The organism is Treponema denticola, from assembly GCF_024181605.1.
In the GTDB taxonomy this organism is placed as follows: Bacteria; Spirochaetota; Spirochaetia; order Treponematales; family Treponemataceae; genus Treponema_B; species Treponema_B denticola_B.
The window spans coordinates 338,985-364,816 of record NZ_CP054477.1 but is presented as its reverse complement, the minus strand read 5'-3'; the positions used below and the strand labels follow the sequence as shown (position 1 = coordinate 364,816).

General features: G+C 42.1%; 23 protein-coding genes and 1 pseudogene. 7 read left to right on the top strand and 17 right to left on the bottom strand.

What is annotated here, in order from left to right:
• Nucleotides 1-27: 27 nt before the first annotated feature.
• Entirely contained in the window at nt 28-1,233 is a 1,206-nt protein-coding gene (pepT, locus tag E4N80_RS01590) for a peptidase T (RefSeq protein ID WP_253699891.1), read from the bottom strand.
• Between the two features lie 189 nt (nt 1,234-1,422).
• Between pepT and E4N80_RS01585 the strand changes: the two genes are divergently transcribed.
• Nucleotides 1,423-2,364 (top strand): helix-turn-helix domain-containing protein, encoded by a 942-nt coding sequence (locus tag E4N80_RS01585; protein WP_253699889.1) that lies wholly within the window; start codon nt 1,423-1,425, stop codon nt 2,362-2,364.
• 42 nt (nt 2,365-2,406) lie between these two features.
• Here E4N80_RS01585 and E4N80_RS01580 read toward each other — a convergent pair whose 3' ends face one another.
• Nucleotides 2,407-4,269 (bottom strand): ABC transporter ATP-binding protein, encoded by a 1,863-nt coding sequence (locus E4N80_RS01580; RefSeq protein ID WP_253699887.1) that lies wholly within the window; start codon nt 4,267-4,269, stop codon nt 2,407-2,409.
• A 208-nt stretch (nt 4,270-4,477) separates the two neighbouring features.
• Here E4N80_RS01580 and E4N80_RS01575 point away from each other — a divergent pair, with 208 nt between their 5' ends.
• The 3 genes from E4N80_RS01575 (at nt 4,478) to E4N80_RS01565 (ending at nt 6,059) form a co-directional block, all read left to right on the top strand.
• The gene (locus E4N80_RS01575; RefSeq protein WP_253699885.1) at nt 4,478-5,356 is read left to right on the top strand and encodes an Rpn family recombination-promoting nuclease/putative transposase; all 879 of its coding nucleotides are present in this window, start codon (nt 4,478-4,480) and stop codon (nt 5,354-5,356) included.
• Nucleotides 5,357-5,358: 2 nt separating this feature from the next.
• A complete protein-coding gene (locus E4N80_RS01570; RefSeq protein ID WP_253699883.1) occupies nt 5,359-5,586 on the top strand; it encodes an Rpn/YhgA-type helix-turn-helix domain-containing protein in 228 nt (75 codons plus the stop codon).
• Nucleotides 5,587-5,810: 224 nt separating this feature from the next.
• The gene (locus tag E4N80_RS01565; protein ID WP_253699881.1) at nt 5,811-6,059 is read left to right on the top strand and encodes a hypothetical protein; all 249 of its coding nucleotides are present in this window, start codon (nt 5,811-5,813) and stop codon (nt 6,057-6,059) included.
• Between the two features lie 45 nt (nt 6,060-6,104).
• Here the strand turns inward: E4N80_RS01565 and E4N80_RS01560 are convergent, their stop codons facing one another.
• Complete coding sequence (locus E4N80_RS01560; protein WP_253698524.1) at nt 6,105-6,959, bottom strand: IS3 family transposase; 855 nt, start codon at nt 6,957-6,959, stop codon at nt 6,105-6,107.
• A 47-nt stretch (nt 6,960-7,006) separates the two neighbouring features.
• A complete protein-coding gene (locus E4N80_RS01555) occupies nt 7,007-7,285 on the bottom strand; it encodes a transposase (RefSeq protein ID WP_253698525.1) in 279 nt (92 codons plus the stop codon).
• 441 nt (nt 7,286-7,726) lie between these two features.
• On the opposite strand from E4N80_RS01555, the gene E4N80_RS01550 reads away from it, so the two are divergent.
• Complete coding sequence (locus E4N80_RS01550) at nt 7,727-9,178, top strand: leucine-rich repeat domain-containing protein (RefSeq protein ID WP_253699879.1); 1,452 nt, start codon at nt 7,727-7,729, stop codon at nt 9,176-9,178.
• 321 nt (nt 9,179-9,499) lie between these two features.
• Entirely contained in the window at nt 9,500-10,210 is a 711-nt protein-coding gene (locus E4N80_RS01545; RefSeq protein WP_002677312.1) for a DNA-binding domain-containing protein, read from the top strand.
• 359 nt (nt 10,211-10,569) lie between these two features.
• Here the strand turns inward: E4N80_RS01545 and E4N80_RS01540 are convergent, their stop codons facing one another.
• Nucleotides 10,570-12,315, bottom strand: coding sequence for an ABC transporter ATP-binding protein (locus tag E4N80_RS01540; protein ID WP_253699878.1), 1,746 nt, complete (start codon nt 12,313-12,315; stop codon nt 10,570-10,572).
• Nucleotides 12,316-12,506: 191 nt separating this feature from the next.
• Here E4N80_RS01540 and E4N80_RS01535 point away from each other — a divergent pair, with 191 nt between their 5' ends.
• On the top strand, nt 12,507-13,310 hold the full coding sequence (locus E4N80_RS01535; RefSeq protein ID WP_253699876.1) for an Rpn family recombination-promoting nuclease/putative transposase: 804 nt from the start codon (nt 12,507-12,509) through the stop codon (nt 13,308-13,310).
• 239 nt (nt 13,311-13,549) lie between these two features.
• Here E4N80_RS01535 and E4N80_RS01530 read toward each other — a convergent pair whose 3' ends face one another.
• The 12 genes and pseudogenes from E4N80_RS01530 to E4N80_RS01475 form a co-directional block, all read right to left on the bottom strand.
• Nucleotides 13,550-14,143 (bottom strand): MptD family putative ECF transporter S component, encoded by a 594-nt coding sequence (locus E4N80_RS01530; RefSeq protein WP_253699874.1) that lies wholly within the window; start codon nt 14,141-14,143, stop codon nt 13,550-13,552.
• Nucleotides 14,144-14,351: 208 nt separating this feature from the next.
• A pseudogene (locus E4N80_RS01525) lies at nt 14,352-15,773 on the bottom strand (ABC transporter ATP-binding protein); the annotation flags it as partial.
• Nucleotides 15,774-15,788: 15 nt separating this feature from the next.
• Nucleotides 15,789-16,631, bottom strand: coding sequence for an energy-coupling factor transporter transmembrane component T (locus E4N80_RS01520; protein WP_253699872.1), 843 nt, complete (start codon nt 16,629-16,631; stop codon nt 15,789-15,791).
• Nucleotides 16,632-16,845: 214 nt separating this feature from the next.
• The gene (locus E4N80_RS01515; protein WP_253699870.1) at nt 16,846-18,834 is read right to left on the bottom strand and encodes an ATP-dependent helicase; all 1,989 of its coding nucleotides are present in this window, start codon (nt 18,832-18,834) and stop codon (nt 16,846-16,848) included.
• A 57-nt stretch (nt 18,835-18,891) separates the two neighbouring features.
• Entirely contained in the window at nt 18,892-19,413 is a 522-nt protein-coding gene (locus E4N80_RS01510) for a DUF308 domain-containing protein (protein ID WP_253699868.1), read from the bottom strand.
• 247 nt (nt 19,414-19,660) lie between these two features.
• Nucleotides 19,661-20,875 (bottom strand): MalY/PatB family protein, encoded by a 1,215-nt coding sequence (locus E4N80_RS01505; RefSeq protein WP_253699866.1) that lies wholly within the window; start codon nt 20,873-20,875, stop codon nt 19,661-19,663.
• On the bottom strand, nt 20,862-23,315 hold the full coding sequence (locus E4N80_RS01500) for a glycogen/starch/alpha-glucan phosphorylase (protein WP_253699864.1): 2,454 nt from the start codon (nt 23,313-23,315) through the stop codon (nt 20,862-20,864). The genes E4N80_RS01505 and E4N80_RS01500 overlap by 14 nt, the downstream gene beginning before the upstream one ends.
• Nucleotides 23,316-23,406: 91 nt before the next feature.
• Entirely contained in the window at nt 23,407-23,874 is a 468-nt protein-coding gene (locus E4N80_RS01495; protein WP_253699862.1) for a GNAT family N-acetyltransferase, read from the bottom strand.
• A gap of 59 nt (nt 23,875-23,933) precedes the next feature.
• Nucleotides 23,934-24,599, bottom strand: coding sequence for a hypothetical protein (locus tag E4N80_RS01490; protein ID WP_253699859.1), 666 nt, complete (start codon nt 24,597-24,599; stop codon nt 23,934-23,936).
• A 90-nt stretch (nt 24,600-24,689) separates the two neighbouring features.
• The gene (locus tag E4N80_RS01485; protein ID WP_253699857.1) at nt 24,690-24,860 is read right to left on the bottom strand and encodes a DUF3841 domain-containing protein; all 171 of its coding nucleotides are present in this window, start codon (nt 24,858-24,860) and stop codon (nt 24,690-24,692) included.
• Nucleotides 24,847-25,326, bottom strand: coding sequence for a DUF3841 domain-containing protein (locus E4N80_RS01480; protein ID WP_253699855.1), 480 nt, complete (start codon nt 25,324-25,326; stop codon nt 24,847-24,849). The genes E4N80_RS01485 and E4N80_RS01480 overlap by 14 nt, the downstream gene beginning before the upstream one ends.
• A complete protein-coding gene (locus E4N80_RS01475) occupies nt 25,319-25,795 on the bottom strand; it encodes a hypothetical protein (protein WP_253699853.1) in 477 nt (158 codons plus the stop codon). Before E4N80_RS01475 ends, E4N80_RS01480 begins: the two co-directional genes overlap by 8 nt.
• Nucleotides 25,796-25,832 lie beyond the last annotated feature (37 nt).

Sequence of the window (25,832 nt, the reverse complement as noted above, 5' to 3'; positions counted from 1 at the left end):
TTCCGTTAAAACTTTTAAGCAAAAGAACTATTTGGCGTTATTTTCGACAATTTTTACAACAAGCTCAATTCCCTTTTCGATTGATTTTGTGGGAATGAGCTCGAAGCGGCCGTGAAAATTATAACCGCCTGCAAAAAGGTTCGGACAGGGAAGCCCCATAAAAGAAAGGCGGGCTCCGTCAGTCCCTCCCCTGACCGGAACTATATGGGGTTCAATACCGACATCAGTCATAGATTTTTTTGCAAGCTCAATTATTTCCATGTGCGGTTCGATTTTTTCTTTCATATTGTAATAGGAATCTTTTATTTCCATCTTGATTATGTTGCCGTATTTTTTATTTAAAAAATCGACCGCAGCCTTCATAAGTTCTTTTTTGTGAAGGAAGCTTTCCATAAAGTGATCTCGGATAATATAAGACATCTTTGTAAAATCAACGCTTCCTTCAATGGAAGTTAAATGAATAAAGCCTTCATAGCCTTCGGTGTATTCCGGCTTTTGTTCTTCGGGAAGCATGTTCTCCAATTCTCTTGCCGCAGAAAGAGAATTAACCATCATATTCTTTGCAGAACCCGGGTGCACATTCTTTCCTTGAATTTCTATTTTAACGCTTGCGGCATTAAAGTTTTCGTATTCGAGTTCACCCAAGGGGCCGCCGTCTACGGTGTAGGCAAAGTCCGCTCCGAATTTTTTTACATCAAAAAGATCGGCTCCTCTTCCGATTTCTTCATCGGGAGTAAAACCGATTTTTATTTCGCCGTGTTTAATTTCGGGATGAGCCAAAAGATATTCTATAGCGCCCATGATAATTGTAATACCGGCCTTATCGTCTGCACCCAAAAGGGTCGTTCCATCAGTTGTAATAATCTCCTGACCTTCAAGCTCTTTTAAGAAGGGAAAATCTTTGACGGTCATGGTGTACTCATCGTTGAGTTTAATATCCCCGCCCTTGTACACAAAAACTTTCGGATTTACGCACTTGCCGTCCAAATCGGGAGCCGTGTCCATGTGGGCTATAAAACCGATTGCGGGAACCTTTTTATCGGTGTTTGCAGGAATGGCAGAATAAACATAACCGTGCTCATCCTGCTCGGCCTTTAAGCCCATATCGGTCAATTCTTTTACAAGGTATTTTCCCAGTTCAAGCTGTCCGGGAGTACTGGGACAACATTCATTTTCTTCGTTGGACTTAGTGTCCATCGAAATATATTTTTGAAATCTTTTAAGATAATCCATAATATCTCCTGTAAAAATGTTATAGTTTACGGTGAACAGCCTAGCACTTTTAAGGGCTTGTGTAAAGTAGGGAGAAATAGAACAATGTGTATGTCTTGGAGAATTCTAAGGTAAATATAAAATACGCAAAATGTAAGCTATAGCTTAAAATTTATTTTTATTGTATACTAATGATTGGAGTGTTAAATTATGCAAAAAAGTTATTACGCTTTTTTAAATCATACCAATTCGGATATTGTAAAAAAAGATAATCCGTATCCGCATTTTAAAACCTATGCATTTTCGTCCGAAATAGGAAGAGGATATTCGGCTATTTATGATGTCGGTTCTTATGCACATATTTGTATTGCCGATCATCTTTACTATGATGATTTTAAATACACGGTACCATCGGATGAAGGTATTTATCTTCAGCAATATGATTCTATTTCTTCTGACAAAAAATATCCTGCAGGAAGGGTTTATGCCGGAATGCAATACATTCAGCATTACACTAATGTTAAAACGGTTCAGTATATTATAAAAAAGGAAACCCCTGCATGTATTATCGGGCTTCAATTAAAACCCGAATATTACGGTGCATATTTAAAAAACACCTTCGGCATTACTGAAGAAAATTTTTGTACAAAAATTTCTCTCTTGCCGAAAGAAAACTATATTCCTGAAATTTCTTTTATATTGAATCAGATACGGAAATTCTCGGGAAGTGAAGCGAGTGCAAAACTTTTTTTTAAAAGCAAAGTTGACGAAATCGCAGCCCTTCTTTTACGAAAAACCGAAAACATACAAAAAGCGGAACACTCCGTTTTTTCAGCCGACCATGCAGCTATTATGCAAACGATTGAGTTCATAAATAAAAACTTACACAAAAGACTTCCGCTTGAAACGCTTGCAAAAATGTCGTGTATGAGCCCTTCAAAATTTAAATATGTTTTTAAAGCCGTTACCGGCTTTCCGCTCACCGATTATCTTGTTAATAAGAAGATGGAAAAGGCCTGCTCCCTGCTTTTAAATACTAATATGTATGTTGCAAACATCGCCCAAAGTCTCGGCTACCGCAGCACCAGCTATTTTTCCGCCTGCTTTGAAAAGCACACAGGTATGCTTCCGAATGAATATAGAAAGAGGTGAAAGGTTAGGTTTCCCGGCCTACTTACAAACAAAGAACGGCCGTCAGTTCTTGGATTCTTCCCACAATTTTTTATAGAGGCCTTCTTCTTTTATCAGCTCCTCGTGTGTGCCGCACTGAACAATGTGCCCGTTTTCGAGAACCAGAATTTGGTCGGCGTTGCGGAGGCTTGTCAGCTTGTGGGCAATCATGATGACGGTTTTATCTTTGAGCAGTTCCTGTAAGGCTGCTTGTATTTTGGCTTCGTTTTCGGCATCGACATTGGCGGTTACCTCGTCCAAGAGCACAATCGGAGCATTTTTAAGAAAGGCACGGGCAATCGAAATGCGCTGTTTTTCTCCGCCCGAAAGCCGCAAGCCCGCCTCTCCGATAACCGTATCGTAGCCCTTTTCACTTTGCATAATCAACACCCCCGATGCTCTGCGTCGGGGGGTGTTGTTCTTATAAGGTGGTTGCAGTCGGGTTTCATACCCTTTGTTACGGCGCAAGAAGCGCCGAGGTATGAAACCCTCCGCACGAATAAAATCGGTGCAGCCCGCACGCTCAGCCGCCTGATACACTTCCTCCAAAGAAGCGTCTTCCCGGCCAAGTTTGATATTATTCAATATCGTGTCGTTAAACAAAAACACATCCTGAAACACAAAGCTGATATTGTGCAAAAGGTTTTCGTAATTGAGTTCTTTAATATCGGTACCGCCGATACTGATGCGCCCCTTCTGTATATCCCAAAAACGGGCAAGCAGATTCACAATAGTCGTCTTACCGCTTCCCGAAAGACCTGCGAGAGCGGTTACCGTTTTTTCGGGAACTGAAAAGCTGATATTGTGCAGCACCTCTTTTTCGGCGTAGGCAAAAGAAACATCTTCAAATTGAATATCGAAGGCGTGCGGTTTTTGAGGATCGAGCAGCAGGTTCCCTGAAAGGTTTTGCATTTCCGGCACTGCTTTGATGGCATTCATACGGTCGATTGACTGCTGAGTCATTTTAGAAAAGATACTGAAAATCCCCATTGCTTCAATACCGCTGAATAAACCGAAAGAGGCGGTCATCAACAAAAAGATGTGCGCAAAAGAAAGCGTTCCCCGTAAAAAAAGCAGGGCGGAAGAAAAAACTATTCCCGCCGTAACAAGCCGTAAGCAAAACTGAAAAAGAGAGACGACAGGAATATGAGCGAGTTCCGCGCGGACGGAAAAATCCCGTAAATTCTTTACCGCTTCAGCCGTTTTTGAAAACCGCTTTTCCGCCATATTGTATATTTTAAGCACATGGATCCCGTTGATAAATTCAACAATATCGGCGGTAACTTTTCCGATAAAGTCCTGCCGGTTTATTTTTAACTTGTCTTGCAATGTAGATAATTTTCTGTACATGTACCATACCGGAATAAACAAAAAAACGGTGAGCAAAAAGATGCGGTAATCGAAGACAAGCAAGACAGTAAGTCCGATAGCAAAAACAGGAATACCCACAGCGATTTTTTCGATAACGACCATGCCTTCAATTTCCAAAAACGCCGCATCGGAGGTAATGGTCGAAACCAAGTCGCCCGTGTTTTTTTCATTGAGAAAGCCGAGCGATACCTTGCGTAATCGTGTCCCTAAGTTTTTACGCTCGCGGCACATTGCCTTATAACCTGCCCCGCCGCGGAAATAGAGCGTAAAGTAACGCAGTACAATTCTGATAAAAACCGCTGCCGCCATAATACCGATGTACCGGTACATAGTGCGGACATCAAGCGTTCCCGAAGCGGCGGGATTAAAAAACGGTACGGCGTTTACGATTTTAAAGGCGATGATAAAAGGTATCATAATAAAAAAGCCGTCGATAAAACTTAATACAACGGAAAAAACAATTTCCTTTTTTTGATTTTGCATAAGGGCCAAAAAAGCCCGCACCGTTTTTAGCATAGGACCTCCTACAGGTTACTCCGATTTTAATTGTTCTCCTGCCCGGCGTCCATACAATAAACGAAACATTGTCTACCGACGATATATTTTGGCTGAAAACGAAGGCTAGAGGAGAACAACCACGGAAATCAATGCGGTTAAATTAAAAAAAACAGCTCTTACAAAATTGAGGTAATTGTGGTATAATACAATCAATGAGGGGGTGGCTATGAGTACTTCAAACAGAAAATATAAGGACTCGGTGTTTGTCGACCTTTTCAGTGAAGATGAAAAGGCAAAAGAGAATTTTTTATCACTCTATAATGCCTTGCATGGAACGAATTTGCAAATGTCTTGTCCTGTAGAAAACATAAGGCTCGATAATGTTATGTATATGAACATAATCAACGATGTTTCCTGCCTTGTAGACAATAAGATTATCGTCCTTGCAGAGCACCAATCGACGATAAACGAAAATATGCCTTTGCGCTTTTTAGAATACATAGCAAGGCTCTACGAAAAACTGCAAGCACCGACTGATAGGTATTTAAGAAAGCTGTCTAAAATCCCCACGCCGGAATTCTACGTTTTCTATAACGGTACGGAAGACTACCCTGAAACTACGGTTCTAAAACTTTCCGATGCCTTTATAACAAAGCCCGAACAAGTGCCGCTGGAGTTGACGGTGCAAGTGCTCAACATCAACACGGACAAAGCAAATAAAGTCTTAACAGCCTGCAAACCGCTTGAAGAATACAGCCGCTTTGTAGAGGAAGTGAGAAAGCAAACCCAACTCGACAGCGAAAACGGTTTTACCAATGCGGTAAAGATATGCATAGAAAAAGGAATATTAAAAGAATATTTACAGAGAAAATCACGGGAGGTAATAAACATGTTAGTAGCCGAATACGATTATGATACGGATATAGCCGTACAACGAGCAGAAGAACGGGAAATAGCCTTTACCGAGGGTATTGAACAGGGTATTAAGCGAGGCTTTTCCGATGGAGTAATAAAAACAGCTTTGGCTTTTAAGAAAATGGGTATACCGATAGCAAAAATCGCTGAAGGTACCGGGCTTACTCAAGCGGAAGTAGAAAAATTATAAACATGCTAGTAGCCGAATACGATTATGAAACAGATATTGCAGTACAGCGAGCCGAAGAACATGAAATCGCCTTTGCCGAAGGTATTGAACAAGGAATTGAACAGGGCTTTTCTGAAGGTTCATACCAAACAAAGCTTGAAACGGCAAAGAATTTACTTGAAATGGGGTTTGCCATAGAAGCTATCGTAAGAGCTACCGGTCTCAGCAAAGAAGAAGTCGAAAACATTTGAAACACCTGCTATCTTGAGGCAATTTTGAATAGCCTTTTTGCAAATACCCGGAGTAGATGTAAAATAAAACCGCCAAGCCCGCAAGGAACGCCAAGGAAAATGAAAGAATATGTCATCAAAACACCATCAAAATTCCTTTGCGCTCTTTGTATCTTTGCGGTTAAATTAAAAAAAACTTTCCCAAAACATTGAAATCCGCATAAAAACGGGCTATAATATAAGTGATGATAGAAAAACGCTGGAAAAGCACCGACAGAAGCTACAAAGATTCTCAGCAAAAAAGTGCAAAAAGTTTTGCAAAAGGACTTGACAAAGCCGAAACGCACCTCATAATTTTTAGCAACAAGCAACAAGCAACAAGCAACAAGCAACAAGCAACAAGCAACAAGCAACAAGCAACAAGCAACAAGCAACAAGCGACAAGCGACAAGCGACAAGCGACAAGCGACAAGCGGCATAAACTCCCGCTCTGAAAAAGTCAATAATAGTGCAGACCCTAAATCCCCTAAAGTTGTAGTTTAAGCTGCCGGTTTTAATAAGCCGGCTTCAAACAGTTCCCGATAAATCATAGGAGGATAACCTTGCAGATTCATTGTGGTAATCCTTCGTCGGTTGTAGTAGACAATAAACCTCCAGACGATTTTCTTTACTTCTTCCCTTTTTAATTTTGTTGTATCTATGCGGTATAGTTTCTCCTTCTTCAGCGTCGCAAAAAAGGATTCCATCCTCGCATTATCATAACACTTTCCCACACCGCTCATGCTTTGAATTGCATGACGGCGAGCCAATTCGCTTTTATATGCCTCGCTCGTGTATTGAGAGCCTGCGTCACTGTGATGTATGAGCCCATCATCCGGCTTTCTTAATTCGTATGCCTCCTTTAGAGCTCTTATACAAAGCTCTTTTTTCATGTTATCGTCCATTGCAACTGTGATTATCTCTCCTGCAAAGCAGTCCATTATCGGTGCAATATACAGTTTTCCGTCTTTGCACGGAACCTGCGTTATGTCGGTCAGCCATTTCTTGTTAGGCGCATCTGAACTAAAGTCTCCTTTCAGAAGATTTTCAGGCCGTTGCGCCTTTCTGTCGGCTTTGGTAAGCCCATCGGGACTTCTTCTGCTCTTATGCAGCAGGTTTCCCTTCCTCATCGCTCTTATTACAGTCGAGCGAGAAACTTTTATACCTCGCTGCTCAAGTGCCAATCGTATCCTTTCTATCCCGTAGTTATCGTTTTCAGGATCCTCTGAAAGAATCTTGTGTATTTCGACCAGAAGAAGTTGCCAGCTTTTTATTTTGTTACGGTTCCGTTTCCACTTGTAAAAGCCCGTCTCGCTCACCTTTAGGGTACTGCACATCTTCACAATTGACCACATTTTTTCCTTTGCGTTTTCCAAAATGTAGCTGAATAACCCTTGCGTGCTTACTTCTTCCGGTCTACGACGAAAAAACCGAGAGCGTCCTTGAGGATTTCATTCGCTTTTTTCAGCTCCTGTATTTCCCGCTGCATCTCAAGTTCCCGCTCGTTCAACGGACTTTTGTCCGATGCGATTCTTTCTTCCTTCGCCTTTCGGCTTCTCACTTTTCTCCAGTCTGCAATCGTGTGATAACTGATTCCCAGCTGCTCGGCTGCCTTTTTCACTCCTATCTCTTCCGACAATAGCAGTGCCTGTTCTTTAAATTCTTTACTGTACTTGACCATATTTTCCCTTCCTTTATTTTTCGGGTTTTTAGGTCTGCACTTTTATGATAACGGATCACTCCGTCCAAACAAATTTACACCCAAACACATACAATTTTACTCAAAACAACCTTGGTTTAGTAAAGGGGGCTGCGTCCCCCTTAAACCCCCAGCTTTTTGTAGGGGGAAAGAGAGACACTTGTCAGACGCAAGTTTCCCTCTTTCCCCCTACGGCCCCCTATCTCCTTTTCAACGCTGCCAAAGGGGATACCCCTTTGGAAACCCCATCCGTAAACAGAAAGGCATACAAACAAAGATTTCCAAAGAGCTGCGGCGGTATGAAAATCGGACATCCTGTCCGATTTTCAACCCGAGTTTGCTCCGCAAACTCGCATACAGTTGGCAGTGACCGCACATCCTGTGCGGTGGCTATATTTCAAATATTTTATAGGAGGAATTACTATGAAAACATGTAATTCAAAGATAAAGGCACCTGCCTTTTTGGGAGCAGCTCTCATGCTGCTCATCGCACTGATGTTTACCGCATGTAAACAGCCGGCGAGCGCCGAGAAGCCTGAGCCGCCAGCCCCGCCTGCACCGCCCAAACACGCCGTCACTTTTAGCGTAGAAGGCACGCCGCCTAACGGCACGCTGAAAGCGATACTCGGCACAAGCGAAATCACTTCAGGCGACAAGGTTGAAGAGGGCAAATGGGTAATATTTACTGCCAAAGCCGACGATGGCTACAGGGTGAAAGAGTGGAAACTGGACGGCAACGCCATTTTAGGCCACAAGTCAAACACCTACGCCCACAACGTAACAAAGCCGGCCGCCATTACGGTGAGCTTTGAGCCCTACTCTGTCAAACTCACCTTGAGCCCCGATAAGAACACCGTTAAAGTGAAGGCAAAGACAAAAGACGGCTCTGCAATGAAAGTGGAAGGCTGCACCGTAACTGAGCTTACAAGCGATGTGGAAACCACACTCACCGCAATAGGTACAAAGGTTACCCTCATAGGGGACATCATCGAGCTTGACTGTAGGGGTGAAGAGTCAGGCAACAATAGACCGCTTATCGCCCTTGACACCTCAGGCTGTACCGCCTTGCAAAAGCTTGACTGCCGGTTCAATAATATTACCGAGCTTGACGTACAAGGTTTAAATGCTTTGCAAGAGCTTTACTGCAACAGCAATCAGCTTATCGCCCTTGACGTGCACGGCTTAACCGCATTGCAAAAGCTTTACTGCAACGCCAATCGGCTTACCGCCCTTAACGTGTCAGGCTGCACTGTATTGCAAGAGCTTATCTGCCGAAACAATCAGCTCACCGCCCTTAACGTGTCAAAATGCACTGCATTGCAAGAGCTTAACTGCAGCGACAATAAGATACCTGAGCTTAACGTGCAAAACTTAACCAAATTGCAAAAGCTTAACTGCTCAGGCAATAAGCTTAGCACCCTTGACGTGCACGGCTTAACCGCATTGCAAAAGCTTTACTGCCGAAACAATCAGCTTACCGACCTTGATGTGTTAGGCTTAACTGCTTTGCAAGAGCTTATCTGCCACACCAATAAGCTTAGCACCCTTGACGTGCACGGTTTAACCGCATTGCAAAAGCTTTACTGCCGAAACAATCAGCTTACCACCCTTAACGTGAAAGGCTGCACCGCTTTGAAAAGCCTGATATGCTACCAAAATAAGCTTAATGCCGATGCGTTCATAAAAATCTTTAACGATTTGCCGACCCATGAGGTAAGCGACGATGCAGCGGCTGTGCTTTATGCTACGGAGATAAGCGAAGGTAACTGCAAAAACTTCAGCGCTCCCGAAAGCCTTAAAGCCGCCTTTGACGGAGCAAAAGCAAAGCACTGGAAGATGAAAAAAATGGCCGGCTATCTTGAGGAAGACATTTAAGAGAACAGGCCGCGGCGGACAGGATGTCAGGTTAGTAAATGTACGTCCTTGTACATTTACTAACCGCGAGTTTTAGGCTTACCGCCTAAAACATCGTACGCTTAAACCACCGCACGTCCTGTGCGGCGTACATTAGGTCTTACGGATTGAGACCCGTCAATCCAAAAAAACAGAATAACCCCCCGAAGCCTTGAACACGTCGGGGTTTTTAGGGGCAGCGCCCCTAAACAGCGCGAGGAAAAGGGAGGGGGTCATAGGGGGAGGGAAACAACCCCTGCTCTGAACGGGGGTTTGTCCCTCCCCCTAACATGGAGGATAAAGATGCTGAAATACTCGCTTCGCGAAAACTTACTCACCCCTGCGCCGGACGACTACATGGCGCAGGCGCAGGACGTGCGCTCGTACACCCTTGACGAGATTATCGACCTTATGATGGACAAGGGCACCACCATTACGCGGGCAGACGTAGCCGCCACGCTGCAAGTCTACGGCGAAGTCTGCGCAAGCCTTATCAAAGACGGTTCGGCGCTCAACACGCCTTTATTCAACACCGCTTTGACTATTGCGGGCGTATTCAACGGGGCAAACGACGCCTTCGACAAAAAACGGCACACGGTCAACTTGAACATGACCGCAGGTACGCTCCTTCGCGACGCTGTAACCAAGGTCAAATGCGAAAAGACCGAAGCCGCCGGCACCGACCCCTACATAACCGAAGTTACCGACATCGTTTCCGGCAAAACGAACGAAGTACTGACCAAAGGCGGCATTGTACAAATTACCGGAAGCCGCCTCAAGTTCGACGCCAAAGACGCCTCTCAAGGCATTTTCTTTGTGCCGGAAACGGGAAACCCCGTCCGTGCCTCCGTCATCGCCGAAAACAAACCTGCCCGCCTTATGGCCATCATTCCCGCAGATTTGGCGGCAGGAACGTATTACATCGAGGTACGAACGAAGATAATCGGTTCATCGCAAAAAAGCAAAACCCTTAAAACGGGCAAATTTGATAAACCGCTCACTCCGGCCGCATAACAACGGCTCTACGGCAGGCAAAGCCCCTCGTCTACGTCAGCCGTAGAGCATAGTCTACGTCAGCCGTAGAGCATAGTCTACGTCAGTCGTAGAGCATAACCTACGTCGGTCGTAGTGCATAGTCTACGTCAGTCGTAGAGCATAACCTACGCCGGCCGAATTACAAATTACACATTACCAATTAACAATTAAATCGACCGCTATCAAGTTGGAGAAAACTTCGGCTTCGGGGGCGGTTTTTTTGATAAGAGCTATCCCAAAAACAAAGCTATTTTTCGCTCAAGAGTTCTTCTACAAGGTCATCATCGCTCATACAATGCATATCAGAAATTCCTTCGCTTCATATAAGATTGAACCGTCTATCTTTTTCCCCACAGCTTTGCATACAGCGGTGATTGCTCCAATAGTTCCGTATGTGTACCTTGAGCCTCTACCCGTCCATTTTCCATAACGATGATTGAATCGCTTTCTTTGACGGTGGAAAGGTTGTGGTCTATCGTGATGACGGTTTTATTTTTACACAGTTCCTGTAATGAAAGCTGAAGCTGCCGGCGGTTTTCCGCATCGGTGTGAGTAGTCGCTTCATCTAAGATAAGCACCGGTGCATTCCGCAAAATTGCACGGGCAATGATAATACGCTGCCGCTGCCCGCCGGACAGTTTTGTTCCTTCATTGCCCGCATAAGTGTTCCAGCCTTTTTCAAGCTGTTTGATAAAATCCGAACACTGTGCAAGACGGGCTGCTTCTTTTACCTCTTCATCTGAGGCGGCGGGCTTCCCCATTCGAATATTTTCCAAAATACTCATATTGAATAAAAAAGTGTCCTGCGTTACATAGTTGACATGTTCCATTAATTGAGCAAGAGTCATATCTTTGTAATTAATTCCGCCGATTGTAATGGAACCCTTTGAAACATCCCAAAAGCGGGCAATCAAATTGGCTATTGTTGACTTACCCGAACCGGAGTGCCCGACAATCGCCGTCTTTTTCCCCTCTTTAAAAGTGAGCGATACATCATGCAGCACATTCCCCTCAGGAGCATTGTCCGCATTTCCGGTTTTATCGGCAGCCGTAATTTCATCATATGAAAAGCACACATTGTGAAACACAATTTCGTTATTCGGAATATGCTGAGCAGCTGCTGCGGCAGTTTCTTCCAATTCGGGAGCGGATAGCACTTCTTCAATCAGCTTTTTACTGTTTCTTATGTGATAAAAGTTGTCCATAAATTCGGTGAACTTTAAAAGCGAAACTCCCAAGCCCTCTGCAATAATGACGGCAAAAAGGTAGAGCGGTGCTTCAATCAAACCGGAAGTAAAAAGCAGTCCGCCGACTGAAAGCACGCTCACCGTAATCGACGACAAGAGTACAAAGGCCGGAGCGCTTACAAAATACATTTTGTTGTACAGCTTTAAGGTTGACCTTTCATAATTGTCGATGGAATCTTCAAACTGAGAATAGGCCTTTGCTTCGGTGCCGAATATTTTGATTTCCTTATTCTCGCGGATATATTCGATAACCCTGCCGTTCATGTTTTCGAGGGCGGCATAATAGGTGTTTGCAAAATCGTTCATAATGCCGATATACATCGGAAGATAAAAAATCAAGGTTGCTGCAGCGGGTACCAAAACGGCAAGGGCAAGCCGCCAATCCGCTGCAAAAAGTATCGCGGTAATGCTTAAAGGGATGAGGATATTTGAGGTGGTTTCAGGCAGTGCGTGGGCAAGCGGAAATTCAAGCCGTTCAATACTATCGATGAGCATTCCGTGAAAATAGCCTGCACCCTTGTTCCGCGTAAAACCCAGCGGCATCTTTATCATCTTTTCGGTAAGGGCAAGCCTTATTTTTTCCAAAACGGAAAAGGCTGTCTTGTGCGAAATCGCCGTCGATATGCTGTGCAGCACCAGTTGAAAAGCAAAGGCTGCAATGATAACGCCTACATAAGCCGACACTTCGGCAACGGAAGTTCCGCCTTTTGCCAAACGCATAAGAAGACGGTGCACCGTGATATACGGCACCATCCCGCAGCCGACCCCCAGCACCGCAAGACTTACGGACACCGTATACGCAGGAATATTCGGCACAATAAAATCTTTAAATCGCATGGTTTGTTTATATATCTTTTTGAATAAGCTGTCTGCAAAACCGATAAAAGTTTGTCCGATAGCGATATATTTTGACTGAAAATGAAGACTAGAGGGAAACAACCACGGAAATCAATGCGGTTAAATTAAAAAAAACAGCTCTTACAAAATTGAGGTAATTGTGGTATAATACAATCAATGAGGGGGTGCCGATGAAAAAAAGCTTTGACGAACTGACCATTGCAGACGATTTTATGTTTTGCAAGGTAATGCAGGACGAAGGTATTTGTAAAGAGTTTCTCGAAATGGTCTTGGCAGATAAAATCGGGAAAATCACCTATCTGTCATCCCAAGATGCCGTCTTTACCGGCTCGGAATCCAAATCAGTACGCCTCGATCTGCTTGTAAAGGACGAAGCCGGCAAATCTTACGACATCGAAATGCAAGTGGCGAACGAACATAATATCCCCAAGCGTATGCGTTATTATCAGGCAGCAATCGACATCGCATTCTTAGACAAGGGTACTCACTACAAAGCCTTGAACGAAAGCTATATTATTTTCGTTTGTCTTTTCGACGCTATCGGGAAAGGCAAGCCGCTCTACACATTTGAAAATATGTGCCTTGAAGACCGGCAAACACCCTTACGAGACGGAACAAAAAAGGTTATAATCAATGCGGAAGCATTCGGCAAAGCCGAAGATGCGGAACTCAAAGGCTTTTTGGAATACCTCAAGACAGGTACAATCAACACGGAATATACAGGGAGGATAGAAACAATGATACAGGCAGTAAAACACAACGAACAGGCACGCAAGGAATACCGCTTTATGTCGGGCTTTGAAATGGACGCACGGGAAGAAGGCATACAACAAGGTAAATCGCTCGGTATTGCTGAAGGTTCCCGTCAAAAAGCTCTTGAAACGGCAAAGATATTAAAACAGCTCGGTGATTCCGTAAAAAAGATAATGCAAGCGACCGGCCTAACTCAAGAAGAAGTGGAATCGATTAGCTAATTTATAATTCGGTTTATTCCCGGCTTCCGTGTCGGGGATAAACCTCGAGTTTTGCAAACCCTGGCACGATTGAAACCACCGCATATCCTGTGCGGGAATTAAACTACCCTGACCGCCACAAGCCTGACAAAGCTCCGGCTTCGGGGGCGGTTTTTTTGTGTGCGGGTGTTTCTTACAAACTTTTGCTCATAACCGGCTTTACAAAACCTGCCTCGACTATCTCGTAATCATCTACGGTTTTACCGCTCCTTAAAATGGCGTTTTAAGATGAGCTTTCCGATATAGACGCCTGCAATACCGAAAACGATAGCGGATACTATGCCGATAACGGCGAAGGTTCCGGTAAAATATTTCACATATTCAAGTATCTCTTCCCGGCTCATTCCCATTTCCTGCCACTTTGCCAATTCCCGTTCCAAAAAGAAAAGGAAAGGGAACACGCCTCCGGTAAAATATGCAGCCTGCGTCAGTCCGTGACCGATACCGACCGAAAGCGTTTTGAATCCTGTTTTTGCGATAATCACATCGGCTATCAAACCCGCAATGACAACAAAAATCAGACAATTAATACTTCCCATTCCGGTCAGCGTAAAAAGCGCAACGCCTAAACCTGCAAGCAGCGTCAACACGCCGAATCTCCGCACAGTCTTTACAACAAAAAGAACGATAGGCCCCATCAAAAGTCCCGTCATACCGGGCGCAAACACATGCATAACGGGGATAGTAACGGCTGTCAACATTCCGACCCCATAAATAACGGCTGCATAAATTGCTGCCATTAAACCGATTAAAACAAAGTGACTGATTTTCCAGTGATTGGTTTTTGTTTCCATACCTTTATAACCTCTCTTTAAAAATATATTCCAACTGCATCGAACCGTTAAATTTAAAATCTTCCTTACAATGCAACGGCTGAACAAAATGTGAATTTTTGAGGCCGTTGCATTCATGCGCGTCAGCGCATACGTTTAATAGGCGATGTTTGCGATAAGCAAACTCGTCATTTAACTTTGGTTGCGCTATTTTAGCAACCAAAGCTAAGTCTTCGGCTATCCGTCCGTCTTCCAAAAGAACCGCTCTATTGCAGGTGTTTAAAATGAACTCATAATCATGCGTGATAATAACGGAGGCGTTTGTCTTGCCCGTTATCGAATCGATTAACGCACAGACATTTTGCATACTGCCGTAATCCAAACCGCTTGTCGGTTCGTCAAAAATAGTGAGCCGCTTATTTTGCAAAAATGATGCGGCGACTACCAAGCGCTGTTTTTGTCCCATCGATAGTGTTGTCGGGTGTTGTTCTTGCAAGGCCGAAAGACTGAGCTTTTCAAGCACTGTTTGTATTCGGTTTTCTTTGTCGGGCAGTGCTTCGTTACCGAGCAATAAATCATCATAGACGCTGCACCCAAAAAGCTGAAAGTCTACATTTTGCATCACATATCCGGCGGTCTTACTGCGCACCCTTGCAGGGAATGCTCTTCCGTCCAACAAAACGGTACCGCTCTGTTCCTTTTTTAATCCGCACAGGATTTTCCCCAGCGTTGTTTTTCCGCAGCCGTTTTTACCGATTAAAGCGATCTTGTCTCCGGGATAGATTGAAAGATGTATTCCTTTTAAAACCTCAGTGTTTTTCCGATAGGCAAAATGAATATCGTGCAGTACAACCAACGCTTCGCTTTTCTTCTGAGGCTTTTGACTGTACGGAATATCGATGGTGTTTTGAAATAAATGCAAGCCGCGAAGTCCCTGTTTGTGGAACTCATCATTACCGATAGTGCATAACGAATCTTTTTCATATTCCCGTACTATGGACCCGTTTTCCATTACGATGAGCCGGTCGCAGAGCTCCGCTAAATAATGAAGCCGGTGTTCGATGATGAGTATCGTATAACCTTTTGATTTTAGCTGTGCAAGTATTTGTGTAAGCAATTCGACGGATTGATAATCGAGATTGGAAGACGGCTCGTCCATCAGCACAACACGCGTGTCCAACATTAAAACCGAAGCGATTGCAATTTTTTGTTTTTCACCTCCGGAGAGTTCCGAAAGCTTTCTGTTTAAAAGCGGTTCCAGCGATAACAGTTTTGTAACACGGTTCAGCCGCTCTTGTATTTCTTCTTTTTCTATACCGTAATTTTCGCACGGATATACAAGGTCGGAAAGCACATCGGTGGTAAAAAACTGGCTTTCAGGATTTTGAAAAACGGACGCTGCAATGTTTGATATATCGCATATACGCATCGACGAAAGAACTTTGCCGTTTAATGTAAGACTTCCGTTTATTTCTCCTTCATAAAAACGGGGACACAGTCCGTTCATACAGCGGAAGACAGTTGTTTTTCCGCAGCCGCTTTTTCCGGTAATAACAACCAGTTCTCCTTTTTTGATAGACAAGGATAAGTTCTGAATTACCTGCACCGCCGCACCGTTATACTTATAGCTTACATCGTTCAGATTGATCATACGCGAGGCTCTCATTCAAAATAATTTTGCGTACATACTTGCCGTCAACACTATGATTGCAGCAAGCGAAAACACGGCATCTATCGGACGAAGTTTGACATCAAAGTACGATGTTTTTTTATCGGTGTTTTCAATTCCCTTAACCAAGGCTGCACAGGAAAGCTCTTCCGCAGTCTTTAGGCTTTTAAACAACATCGGCACGATTATAAATTCCATCGTCCGTATCGGATGGAGCATAGCCGCACATTTTGAAGTGTATAGACCTTTCAGTTTCATCGCATCGATAATAACCAGAAAATCATCTTTTATTGCAGGAAAATAACGGAACATTACCGCTATGCTGAGGATAACGCCTCGCGGCAGCCGCATACGGTCGAGCGCCATTGTAATTTCCGAAATATTTTTTTGCTTTTGAATTACCGTTCCCAGCAGCATAAAGGGAATAATCCTCTGCACGATAAAAGCGACTATTCCGATGACGGAAAAAACCGCAGATTGAAACATCGGAACATTCAAATGCAAAATCAGTTGATAATAGGAAAAAAGTCCCGCAAACAAAACAGTGTAGCACAACAAGACACCGTATAATAGACCTGTTCGATAACTTGCATTATCGAACAGGTCGACGAGTTCTAAATCGTGCAAATAGCACGATTTAGAACATCGCATTTTAAGGCAGCCTGTTCTGAAACTGAAGTTTCCGAACAGGTTTAATTCCGTTATGACCGGCACTGCCGCCGCAATGATAAAAGAGCAGAGCGTTACCTCCGCCTTTCCGGAAATCAGCATAAAAACCATAATCACTATGTCTAAAAAAAGAAGCGTTCTAACATCAACAGCGGTTTTAATCTTTTGCATATAGTAAAACTTTCCCTTATTTGTGTGAAGATTTTACAACAGCGATAGATTTTTGTCTTAAAAACAGCTAAAAGATTGGCTAAGATTGACGGCTTTTGGCTTGAATTTTCATCGTTTCTTATACAAAAGTTTCTGCTTATAAAAATGTTCCCACCTTGCCAAAAAAATATGTTGTGATTATATCGCAGACCAGAACCGCGTAGATTGTTCTCCCCTACATCGAAAACTTTTTTTTCATCTGGCTGAAGATATCGGCGATGCGTTCTTCTTCGGCTTGGGCATCGGGCTCGTGGTATTCGACGAGGTCCGCAGGAATCTCATCCAAAAAAGGAGATGGGGCACATTCGGTTATGCCGCCCTGTTTCCGTCTTTGCCTGCAGCTTGTAATAAAAAGTTTTTGTTGGGCTCTGGTAATGGCCACATAGAAAAGGCGGCGTTCTTCTTCGACATCTCCGTCATTTTCTTCGACACTCCTTGCATGGGGAATAAGGCCGTCTTCCGCTCCCGCAATAAAGACCACAGGAAACTCCAAGCCCTTTGAAGAATGAATGGTCATAATATTTACTTCGCCTTTTTCTTCTTCAGTATCATCGCGGGTTAAAAGAGTAATGCGGTTAAGATAATCGTAGAGACTTCCGTCCAAGTTGTCGGGATTGTTTTCCCAATCGTCCATCGAGTGCAAAAAACTTTCGATATTCATCATTTTAAATTGAGCTGCCTTTTCGCTTTTTTGGTATTCGGTAATAAGGTATTCGTTATAGGCGATGTCGTCCAAAAGTTTTCTAACCTTTTGAGCAAGACCCTTCCCCGAAAGAAGCTGGGTGCGGTGTGTGCTTATAAGCTCGGCAAATTCTTTTAAATCTTCGATGCTTTTTCCCCTCATATCTTCAGGCGGGTTTTCAAGAAGAAGGCGGATTGAAGTCCGCATTGAACAAGAATTTTCCGTTGCAAGAACGGAAAGGGTTTCAAGAGTTTTTTTGCCTATGCCCCGCCTCGGTGTGTTAATAATGCGCAAGAGGTTTACATCATCGTCGGGGTTTGCAACAACACGCAGATAGCTTATAAGATCTTTTATTTCTTTGCGCTGAAAAAAACTTGTACCCCCCGACATTCTATATGGAATGTTTACTTCCAAAAAGGATTCTTCCAAGGGGCGGCTTAAACTATTGGCACGAATTAAAACTCCGAAGTCGGAATACTTAAAACCTTCTCTTTGCTTTAAGCTTAAAATCATGTCCGAAATAAAATCGGCTTCCGCCGCCTCGTTTTCGGGAATAAAAATTTCGATAGGGCGGCCTGAATCTTTTTCTGACCAAAGAGCTTTTACCTTGCGGTTTACATTATGAGAAATTACGCCGTTTGCGGCAGCCAAAATTGTCCCTGTTGAACGATAGTTTTGTTCAAGTTTTATTTCAATCATTTCGGGAAAGTCTTTTTCAAAGTTGCGGATATTTTCAAAACTGGCACCTCGCCAAGAATAAATAGATTGATCGTCATCGCCTACTACGCAGATATTTTTGTCGGCAATGAGCTTCATAAAATTATATTGCTGTGTGCTGGTATCCTGAAATTCATCAACCATTATATATCGGTATCTTTCGCGGTACTCCGCCAAGACTTCGGGGTGTTCTTTAAAAATTTTTATTGGAAGCATTATAAGGTCGTCAAAGTCTACTGCATTATAAAGTTTAAGCCCATCCTGATATTCTTTATAAAGCGCCTTGTACGAATCATGCTCGTTTGTCCAATCCTTTCTTCCCATTTTGATATTGGAAAAAAGAATACCTACCTTATAAACATCCAAGGCATCTGCCGAGAATTTAAGTTCTCTTCCGCATTCTTTAATCAACTGATTGCGGTCGGTTTCATCATAAATACTGAAATTACTTCTCCAGCCTATTTTGTCGATATGGGAACGCAGAACCTTAACTCCAAAGGCGTGAAATGTACTGACAGTCAGGTTTTGAAGTTTTTTGCCGGTAAGCTCTTTTATCCTTTCCTCCATTTCCTTGGCAGCCTTATTGGTAAAGGTAAGAGCCAAAATCTGAGACTGGGGAATCCCCTTGTCGAGCATGTGTGCAATTCTAAAAGTGATAACGCGTGTTTTCCCCGAACCGGCTCCCGCTATTATAAGCACCGGCCCCTTAATCGTAGTAACGGCTTTAAACTGTTCGGGATTAAGACCTTCAGTAAATTCATTCATAGGAGGGGTGAGTATACCAAAAAACGGGAAATTTGGCAAGAAGCGATAATATAAAAATCAGCTCCTTTTCTTCAATACAAAGAAAAGCCAAATACTGCTTACTCCGTTTATCAAAAAGCCGAAACCTATCAGACTTGCAAAGAGGCCTGAAATGCTTGCAAGATTAAAAAGCCCGGAAAGCCCTATTAGGCATACAATCCCGGCAAAGATAAGCCAAAGCCACCACAGCTTCACACCGAATCTTTTTAGATCGAATGACTTTTTGACCTCAACGGCCCCAAGGCAAACCAAAAATAGTCCGAGCACTAGGCCGATAAGACCAAGAACGGCGCTTGGATTTACCAGACAAAAAAGCCCCAGTCCTATAAGAATGATACCCAATACCAAAAAGGTATTCATTTTAATCGAAAGAAACTGATAAATTTCAACAAGTCCGTAAACGATTAACGAAATACCGACAATAGTCACAATAATTCTTGTTATACTGTCAGGGTTAAAAATACATACAAGCCCTAAAACTGTAGACATCACGGCAATAGCCAAAAAAATCATAGAATAAGATAATTTTTTTTCAGACATATAAACTCCCATAAAAACTTTTTGTAAGGATTATCATAGCCTTGCGGCTCTGCTCTGCAAGGAAATTTTTCATCGTATCCGCTAAAGCGGATAGCGAATCAAATCCTGAAAAAAGTTTTTTCAAGTAGTTTTGCTTTATGCAAAACTACATACAATAATGCGATGTTTTGTACCCTATGTACAAAACTCGTCAGATAAACAGTGAGGCTGAATTTCTGCCGAACTGTTTATCATAACTCCCATCTTGTCATAATGATAACAATCTTTTCTTTAATGCATCACCGAGCATCTCCAAATGCTGCTTTAAAATTTTAGTAGGACAGCCGACATTGATTCTTTCAAAGCCGTCTCCTTCAGATCCGAAAACATAGCCTTCATCCGTAAAAAATTGGGCTTCATTGTGCATAAAATTTTCCAAAGTTTGGTTATCCATTCCGAGGGCTCTAAAATCAATCCATTGAAGATAAGTACCTTCAATGAAACGGCTTTTAAGCATGGGAAAATTGGAATCAAAATAGTTTTTAACAAGCCTTTGATTAGTATCAAGAACTTGAAGAAGTTCCTCAAGCCATTTATCACATTGGGTATAAGCTATTTCGCAGGCTTTAAACCCGAGAACATTTACACTTGAAGATTTCATCCTCTGAAGCATTTCATCATATTTTTTTCTAAGAGTCTCATTTTCGACAATTATATTTGATGTAGCAAGCCCTGCAACGTTGAAGGTTTTTGAAGGAGCAGTCGCAGTCATGGTATTTGCACCTATTTCTTTTGAAATACTTGCCATAAGAGTGTGTTTATAGCCGGGCATTATAATATCGTTCCATATTTCATCGGAAAAAACTATAACATTATTTTCTAAGGCTATTTCGGCAAGTTTTTTTAATTCCTCTTTTTTCCATACACGGCCCACAGGGTTATGAGGAGAGCAAAAGATTAAAAGTTTATTTTTAGGCTGCTTTGCAAGCTTTTCAAATTTCTCATAATCTATTGTATAATAGTTGTCCTTATCGCATAGAAGAGGGCAATTTACAAGCTCCCGCTCATTCATTTCGATTGCCATAGAAAAGGGATAATATACCGGCCTCATAATTATTACACCGTCTCCTTTTTCGGTAAAGGCATTTACTGCAGCAAAAAAAGCATTTACAATACCGGGCGTCTGAAGAATCATTTCGGCACTTACGGAGTAATCATGCTTACGCTTAAGCCAATTTATTACGGCATTGTCATAATCGGCATACCGCGTAGAATAGCCCAAAATCAATCTATCGAGATAACTTTTTAAGCCTTCAGTTATTTCGGGTGGGTTTTTAAATTCCATATCGGCCACCGAAAGCGGAATTATGCCGTCCGAAACATCATGTTTCCATTGGTACATAAGCTCCCACTTAGCGGAACCTATGTTCTTTCGCGGAAGGGTATTTTCAAAATCATACTTTTTTGTTTTATTGATTGACATTTATTCTTTCCAGTCTCCAAATTTCATCAACATAGTTTTGAATAGTCCTGTCCGAACTGAATTTTCCGGAGCGGGCTATATTTAAAATACATTTTTTTGCCCAAGCATGGCGGTGATAATACTCGCTTATAATCTGCTCGTGAGCTTTTTGATAGCTCTTAAAATCGGCAAGAATATAATAAGTATCGGGCCTCTGTCCTTCAACACCGTAAATCAAAGAATCGTAAAGACCTCTAAATGTTTGTTCTCCCGGCAAGGTATAGGTCCCGTCAATAAGCTGATTGACAGCCTTTTCCAGTTCAGGATTTGCTGCAAGATATTCTCTCGGATTATAGGTGTTTTCCTTATCCATCTTTAAAATCTCTTCAGCCTTAAGCCCGAAGATAAATTCATTTTCTGCTCCGGCTTCTTCGATAATTTCAATATTAGCCCCGTCAAGGGTACCGATGGTTACGGCTCCGTTAATCATAAATTTCATATTGCCCGTACCGGAGGCTTCTTTTCCGGCAGTAGAAATTTGCTCCGAAATATCGGCAGCAGGGAAGATTTTTTCCGCAGCAGACACGCGGTAGTTTTCAACAAAGACAACTCTTAATTTTCCGGCAACCCTGTGGTCGTTATTTATTCTGTCGGCAACTGTGTTGATAAGCTTTATTATTTCCTTTGCACGCCTATAAGCTGCCGCAGCTTTTGCTCCGAAGATAAAGGTTCGAGGAATAGGGTCATAGGACGGGTCATTGATAATTCTATTATAAAGGGTCATTATATGAAGAATATTCAGTAACTGCCTTTTGTATTCGTGGAGGCGTTTGATTTGAACATCATAGATAGAATCGGGGTTGACAAATATGCCCTGATTTTTTTCAAGATATTCGGCAAGCCTGATTTTATTTTTATGTTTAACCTCGATAAAACCTTCTAAAAATTCTTCGTTATCTATAAAGGCTTCAAGCTTTTTTAATTCATTCAAATTAGTTACCCAACCGCCGCCTATGTATTTTGTGATAAACTCGGAAAGCAGAGGATTGGCCGTTAAAAGCCAACGCCGTTGAGTTACTCCGTTGGTCTTATTGTTAAACTTATGGGGATAGAGGTCATAAAAATCGGCAAGCTCTTTGTGCTTTAGGATTTCTGTATGAAGAGCAGCAACTCCGTTTACCGAAAAGGCTCCGGCTATGGCAAGACGAGCCATGTGAATCTTTCCGTCAGCCATAATCGCCATATTGTTGTGCTTTTTCCAATCGCCCGGATATTTTTCGTAAAGCTTTGCCAAAAAGCGCCTGTTTATTTCTTCAACGATTTGATAAATCCTAGGCAGAAGTTTTTGAAAAACATCTATCGGCCATTTTTCCAAGGCCTCCGCTAAAATTGTGTGATTTGTGTAAGCAAAAACCTTCTTTGTAATATCCCAAGTAGCATCCCATTCAAGATGATAATCGTCCATCAAAATACGCATAAGCTCGGGGATTCCCACAACGGGATGGGTATCGTTTAATTGAATCACAACATAGTCGGGCAGCTTGGTAAAATCCGTACCTTCTCTATGTATAAAGGAGCGTATAATATCCTGTAAACTTGCAGAAGTAAAAAAGTATTGCTGTTTTAAGCGTAAATTCATTCCGGGCGGGCCCGAATCATTGGGATATAGAATACAGGAAATGCTCTCGGCATCTATCTGTTTTTGAAAAGCCCTGTTGTATTCCATGCTGTTAAAAAGCGGAAGGTCAAAGCCGTCATCGGAAGAAGCTTCCCAAAGGCGGAGGGTGTTTACCGTGTCCGTACCGTAACCGACAATCGGCATATCATAAGGGGTGGCAATAATTTCTTCTGCTCCGTTTAGATCATAATAGAGTCTCCCGCTCTCGGATGTTCGGGAAGAAGGAGTTCCCCCAAAGTAGACCTTAACGCTCAAATCGGAGCGGCGTACCTCCCAAGGGTCTCGGGCAAAAAGCCAGCGGTCGGGATATTCTACCTGATAGCCGTTTTCGATTCTTTGCTCAAACATTCCATACTTATAGCGGATGCCGTAGCCGTGCCCCGGATAGTTCATGGTTGCAAGAGAATCCAAAAAACATGCAGCGAGTCTTCCCAAGCCTCCGTTTCCCAAACCGGCATCCGGCTCTTCATCCTCGATAATCGAAAGAGGTTCGGAGATTTCATCTGCAATTTCTTCAATGGTTTTTCGAATGCCCATATTGTTTATATTATTGATTAAGGCTCGCCCCATCAAAAATTCGGCTGAAAGATAATACATCCTTCTAACGCCGGTTTTCTCTTGAGCATTCATAGTCTTAATCCAGTTAGATTGAATAAGCTCCATAACCGTACTGGCGACGGCATCATAAATCTCCCGGCGGGTAGCCTTATCAAGGCTTTTACTGAAATTTCTCTTTAAGCGTCTTATTACGGAATCCTTGACTTCTTCTTTTGAAATAACCAAGCTTCTACCTCCTTCTTATATATTCATACTACTCTATATTTATTGTATGTCTTTTTTCAGATAAAATCAAGGCTTTATTAATTGGAGGGCTTTATATTTTTTTAACAACAAATCTGATATACGTATCAAAGCCAATATTCTCATAGAAACACTTTGCATCTTCGTTCAGCTCCCAATGAGTCAACTCGATTTGCGAGGCTTTTTCTTTAACGGCAATTTTTTCAATTTCTTTCATAAGGGCCTTACCGATTCCCTTTTGTCTGTATTCAGGCGCTATGCCGATTTGATCGATATGTATTCCTCTATAGGCTTTTCTAAAAGGATTTTCTTGATAATCCCGAATATAAAATAAAGCATAACCGGCATCTTTTCCGTCACAAGAGACAATATAGCAAAACCAATTTTCTTCTTGTAATTGCTTTTTAAAAAAGTTTAATATTTCATCATATGAAAAAGGTTTAAAATACTCAGGATACAATCTATAATGAAGCTCTTGCACATCTTTACTCATTAATGCGATATACTCTGCATCTTTTGATAACCTAAAACTTAAATCCATAATTTTTCCCTCCTTATATTTTATGATATTCGAGGTAATAATGGAGCTATTACCTCAAGTCATCCGCTTAAGCGTTTTTCCATTCTTTCTATCGCTCTGATATGAATACGGTCATGCCAAATAGTTCTACGAATTACTTTTTTAACCGTCCAATCCTCACTCTCATTGCGATACAGCTTATTGCCATCTTTTAGATATTTTTCCTTTAGCTTTTCTATAAATTCCATACGATTGAGCCGGAACTCATCGGCTATATTCATTTCAGTACCGATTTGATTCAAATAGTAGTTTTGAACATTAACAATGTGACGATATTGATCGTTAATTGTACAATACACATCACCGTAAAAAGTTTTCCGCTTCATCGTAATGTCAATTAGCGATTTATTCTTCATTCTTTTATATATTTCTTCGGTTTTTGTCCCGGAAAGTAAAACTTTATCACACCAAAAAAGAAAATCGTCTTGCTTATCAAAATCGATTAGCTCCGAATCAAATATAATATCCGAATCGGCATCTTCAATGTGTAAATCGGATTTTTTTATTTCTTCATTTATTTGCATATCGACAGCTTTTTCAAAATTAAGCCATTCAGTACATAAAGCTATTTCTTTATTGACTTTCCCCCTAGCCTCTTCCAGTGTCTTCCCGCGAATATAAGCCCCGGGTAAATCAGTTATCCAACCAAGAAAGCCTAAGCCATTAGTTTCGTAGATTATGCGCATTAAAGACTCCTTGTGCAAATTACTTTATATCATTTGTGAGGTATAGTCAAGAGACCGCCCATACCAGTGTATTAACACAAAGATATCTCTTTAATCCAAGACGAAACATTTGGGGATTCTTTCACCCGGCCTGATGACCTGTTTAACCCATTCTTTTTTTATGTGCCAGATATTTGCCTGCACATCAAAGATATTCCAATCGTCTATATCAAAAACTCTGAGCCAGCTGTCCCGTACCCGTTTTTCTTCATCGGAGAACATCCGTGCATATCTTCCATATAATGAATTCATAGGAATTTTTAAAACCTTTTTGTTTTATGTCTTCTTCGTAGGCGGCAAGGTCTGCTTCGTTTTCAGGAACATAGTGCAGATTTAACACGTAGTCCCATTTAAACCCGCTGAAGTACAAGATTTCTTCGTTGGGGACCTCCAAAATGTAGGCAACATTGCCTTCTTCCGGGCGCATACAACTTTTTGCACTCACAGAGCACCAGATATGATAATCGGCATAATCGGGCTTTTTTATGCGCTTGGACGATTCTTTTATGAACCAGTCATAACATTTAAGCATAAGAGATGAGATACCAGCAAGGTGTTCTTCTATGTATATTCTTTTATTAAGAAAAAGCCCCGTTTTTTCCAGAATATCCAGCGACCTTTTATCTTGGCAAGTAAACAATAACGTTTTTCCGTTTTTGGTATAAGGATTTTTTATATACTCATTCAAAATCAGTACCTTCCATAAAATTTATTCCACATTCACGCTCACTCATGTATTTTTTTACTTCGGCAGGAGTCAACATACGTATCTGTGTGTGCGGATATTCTTTATATTTCCCAACAGTAAAAAGAGGTGCAGTTTGTTTGCATTGTTTGTCTTTATTCTTTTTCAAAAATAAAAGCAGATCGTCATAAGACGGAAAAATTTTATATGATTTTTTACCCTTGCTGTTTTCTATTTCGTAGATACCGCAGGCCTTTTTTTCGGTATAATCCGCAGTACGCAAATAGAGTTTTGCAATTTCCAATGATTTAAACGGGAAATTCCATCTTTGCAAACCCCGTTGCGGATCATGTTCAATACAAATACATCGGCCGCAGGTTCCGCAGATATATTGCGTATGATTTTCCAAGCAATCTACGGGATTCAGTAATGGGGTAATTCTGTTTTCGTTTACATAGCATTCTTTACACATGGTATCCACCCAATCGAATTACCAATTATCGCATTAT

Excerpts from the sequence above, each read along its gene's own strand:
- E4N80_RS01585 (WP_253699889.1), top strand. The coding sequence starts at position 1,423 with ATGCAAAAAAGTTATTACGCTTTTTTAAATCATACCAATTCGGATATT.
- E4N80_RS01580 (WP_253699887.1), bottom strand. The coding sequence starts at position 4,269 with ATGCTAAAAACGGTGCGGGCTTTTTTGGCCCTTATGCAAAATCAAAAA.
- E4N80_RS01570 (WP_253699883.1), top strand. The coding sequence starts at position 5,359 with ATGCTAGTAGCCGAATACGATTATGAAACAGATATTGCAGTACAGCGA.
- E4N80_RS01515 (WP_253699870.1), bottom strand. The coding sequence starts at position 18,834 with ATGAATGAATTTACTGAAGGTCTTAATCCCGAACAGTTTAAAGCCGTT.
- E4N80_RS01535 (WP_253699876.1), top strand. The coding sequence starts at position 12,507 with ATGAAAAAAAGCTTTGACGAACTGACCATTGCAGACGATTTTATGTTT.
- E4N80_RS01555 (WP_253698525.1), bottom strand. The coding sequence starts at position 7,285 with ATGGTCAAGTACAGTAAAGAATTTAAAGAACAGGCACTGCTATTGTCG.
- E4N80_RS01495 (WP_253699862.1), bottom strand. The coding sequence starts at position 23,874 with ATGGATTTAAGTTTTAGGTTATCAAAAGATGCAGAGTATATCGCATTA.
- E4N80_RS01485 (WP_253699857.1), bottom strand. The coding sequence starts at position 24,860 with ATGTTCTCCGATGAAGAAAAACGGGTACGGGACAGCTGGCTCAGAGTT.
- E4N80_RS01540 (WP_253699878.1), bottom strand. The coding sequence starts at position 12,315 with ATGCGATTTAAAGATTTTATTGTGCCGAATATTCCTGCGTATACGGTG.
- E4N80_RS01560 (WP_253698524.1), bottom strand. The coding sequence starts at position 6,959 with ATGTGGTCAATTGTGAAGATGTGCAGTACCCTAAAGGTGAGCGAGACG.
- E4N80_RS01520 (WP_253699872.1), bottom strand. The coding sequence starts at position 16,631 with ATGCAAAAGATTAAAACCGCTGTTGATGTTAGAACGCTTCTTTTTTTA.
- E4N80_RS01510 (WP_253699868.1), bottom strand. The coding sequence starts at position 19,413 with ATGTCTGAAAAAAAATTATCTTATTCTATGATTTTTTTGGCTATTGCC.
- E4N80_RS01550 (WP_253699879.1), top strand. The coding sequence starts at position 7,727 with ATGAAAACATGTAATTCAAAGATAAAGGCACCTGCCTTTTTGGGAGCA.
- E4N80_RS01565 (WP_253699881.1), top strand. The coding sequence starts at position 5,811 with ATGATAGAAAAACGCTGGAAAAGCACCGACAGAAGCTACAAAGATTCT.
- E4N80_RS01575 (WP_253699885.1), top strand. The coding sequence starts at position 4,478 with ATGAGTACTTCAAACAGAAAATATAAGGACTCGGTGTTTGTCGACCTT.
- pepT (WP_253699891.1), bottom strand. The coding sequence starts at position 1,233 with ATGGATTATCTTAAAAGATTTCAAAAATATATTTCGATGGACACTAAG.
- E4N80_RS01475 (WP_253699853.1), bottom strand. The coding sequence starts at position 25,795 with ATGTGTAAAGAATGCTATGTAAACGAAAACAGAATTACCCCATTACTG.
- E4N80_RS01530 (WP_253699874.1), bottom strand. The coding sequence starts at position 14,143 with ATGGAAACAAAAACCAATCACTGGAAAATCAGTCACTTTGTTTTAATC.
- E4N80_RS01545 (WP_002677312.1), top strand. The coding sequence starts at position 9,500 with ATGCTGAAATACTCGCTTCGCGAAAACTTACTCACCCCTGCGCCGGAC.
- E4N80_RS01505 (WP_253699866.1), bottom strand. The coding sequence starts at position 20,875 with ATGTCAATCAATAAAACAAAAAAGTATGATTTTGAAAATACCCTTCCG.
- E4N80_RS01490 (WP_253699859.1), bottom strand. The coding sequence starts at position 24,599 with ATGCGCATAATCTACGAAACTAATGGCTTAGGCTTTCTTGGTTGGATA.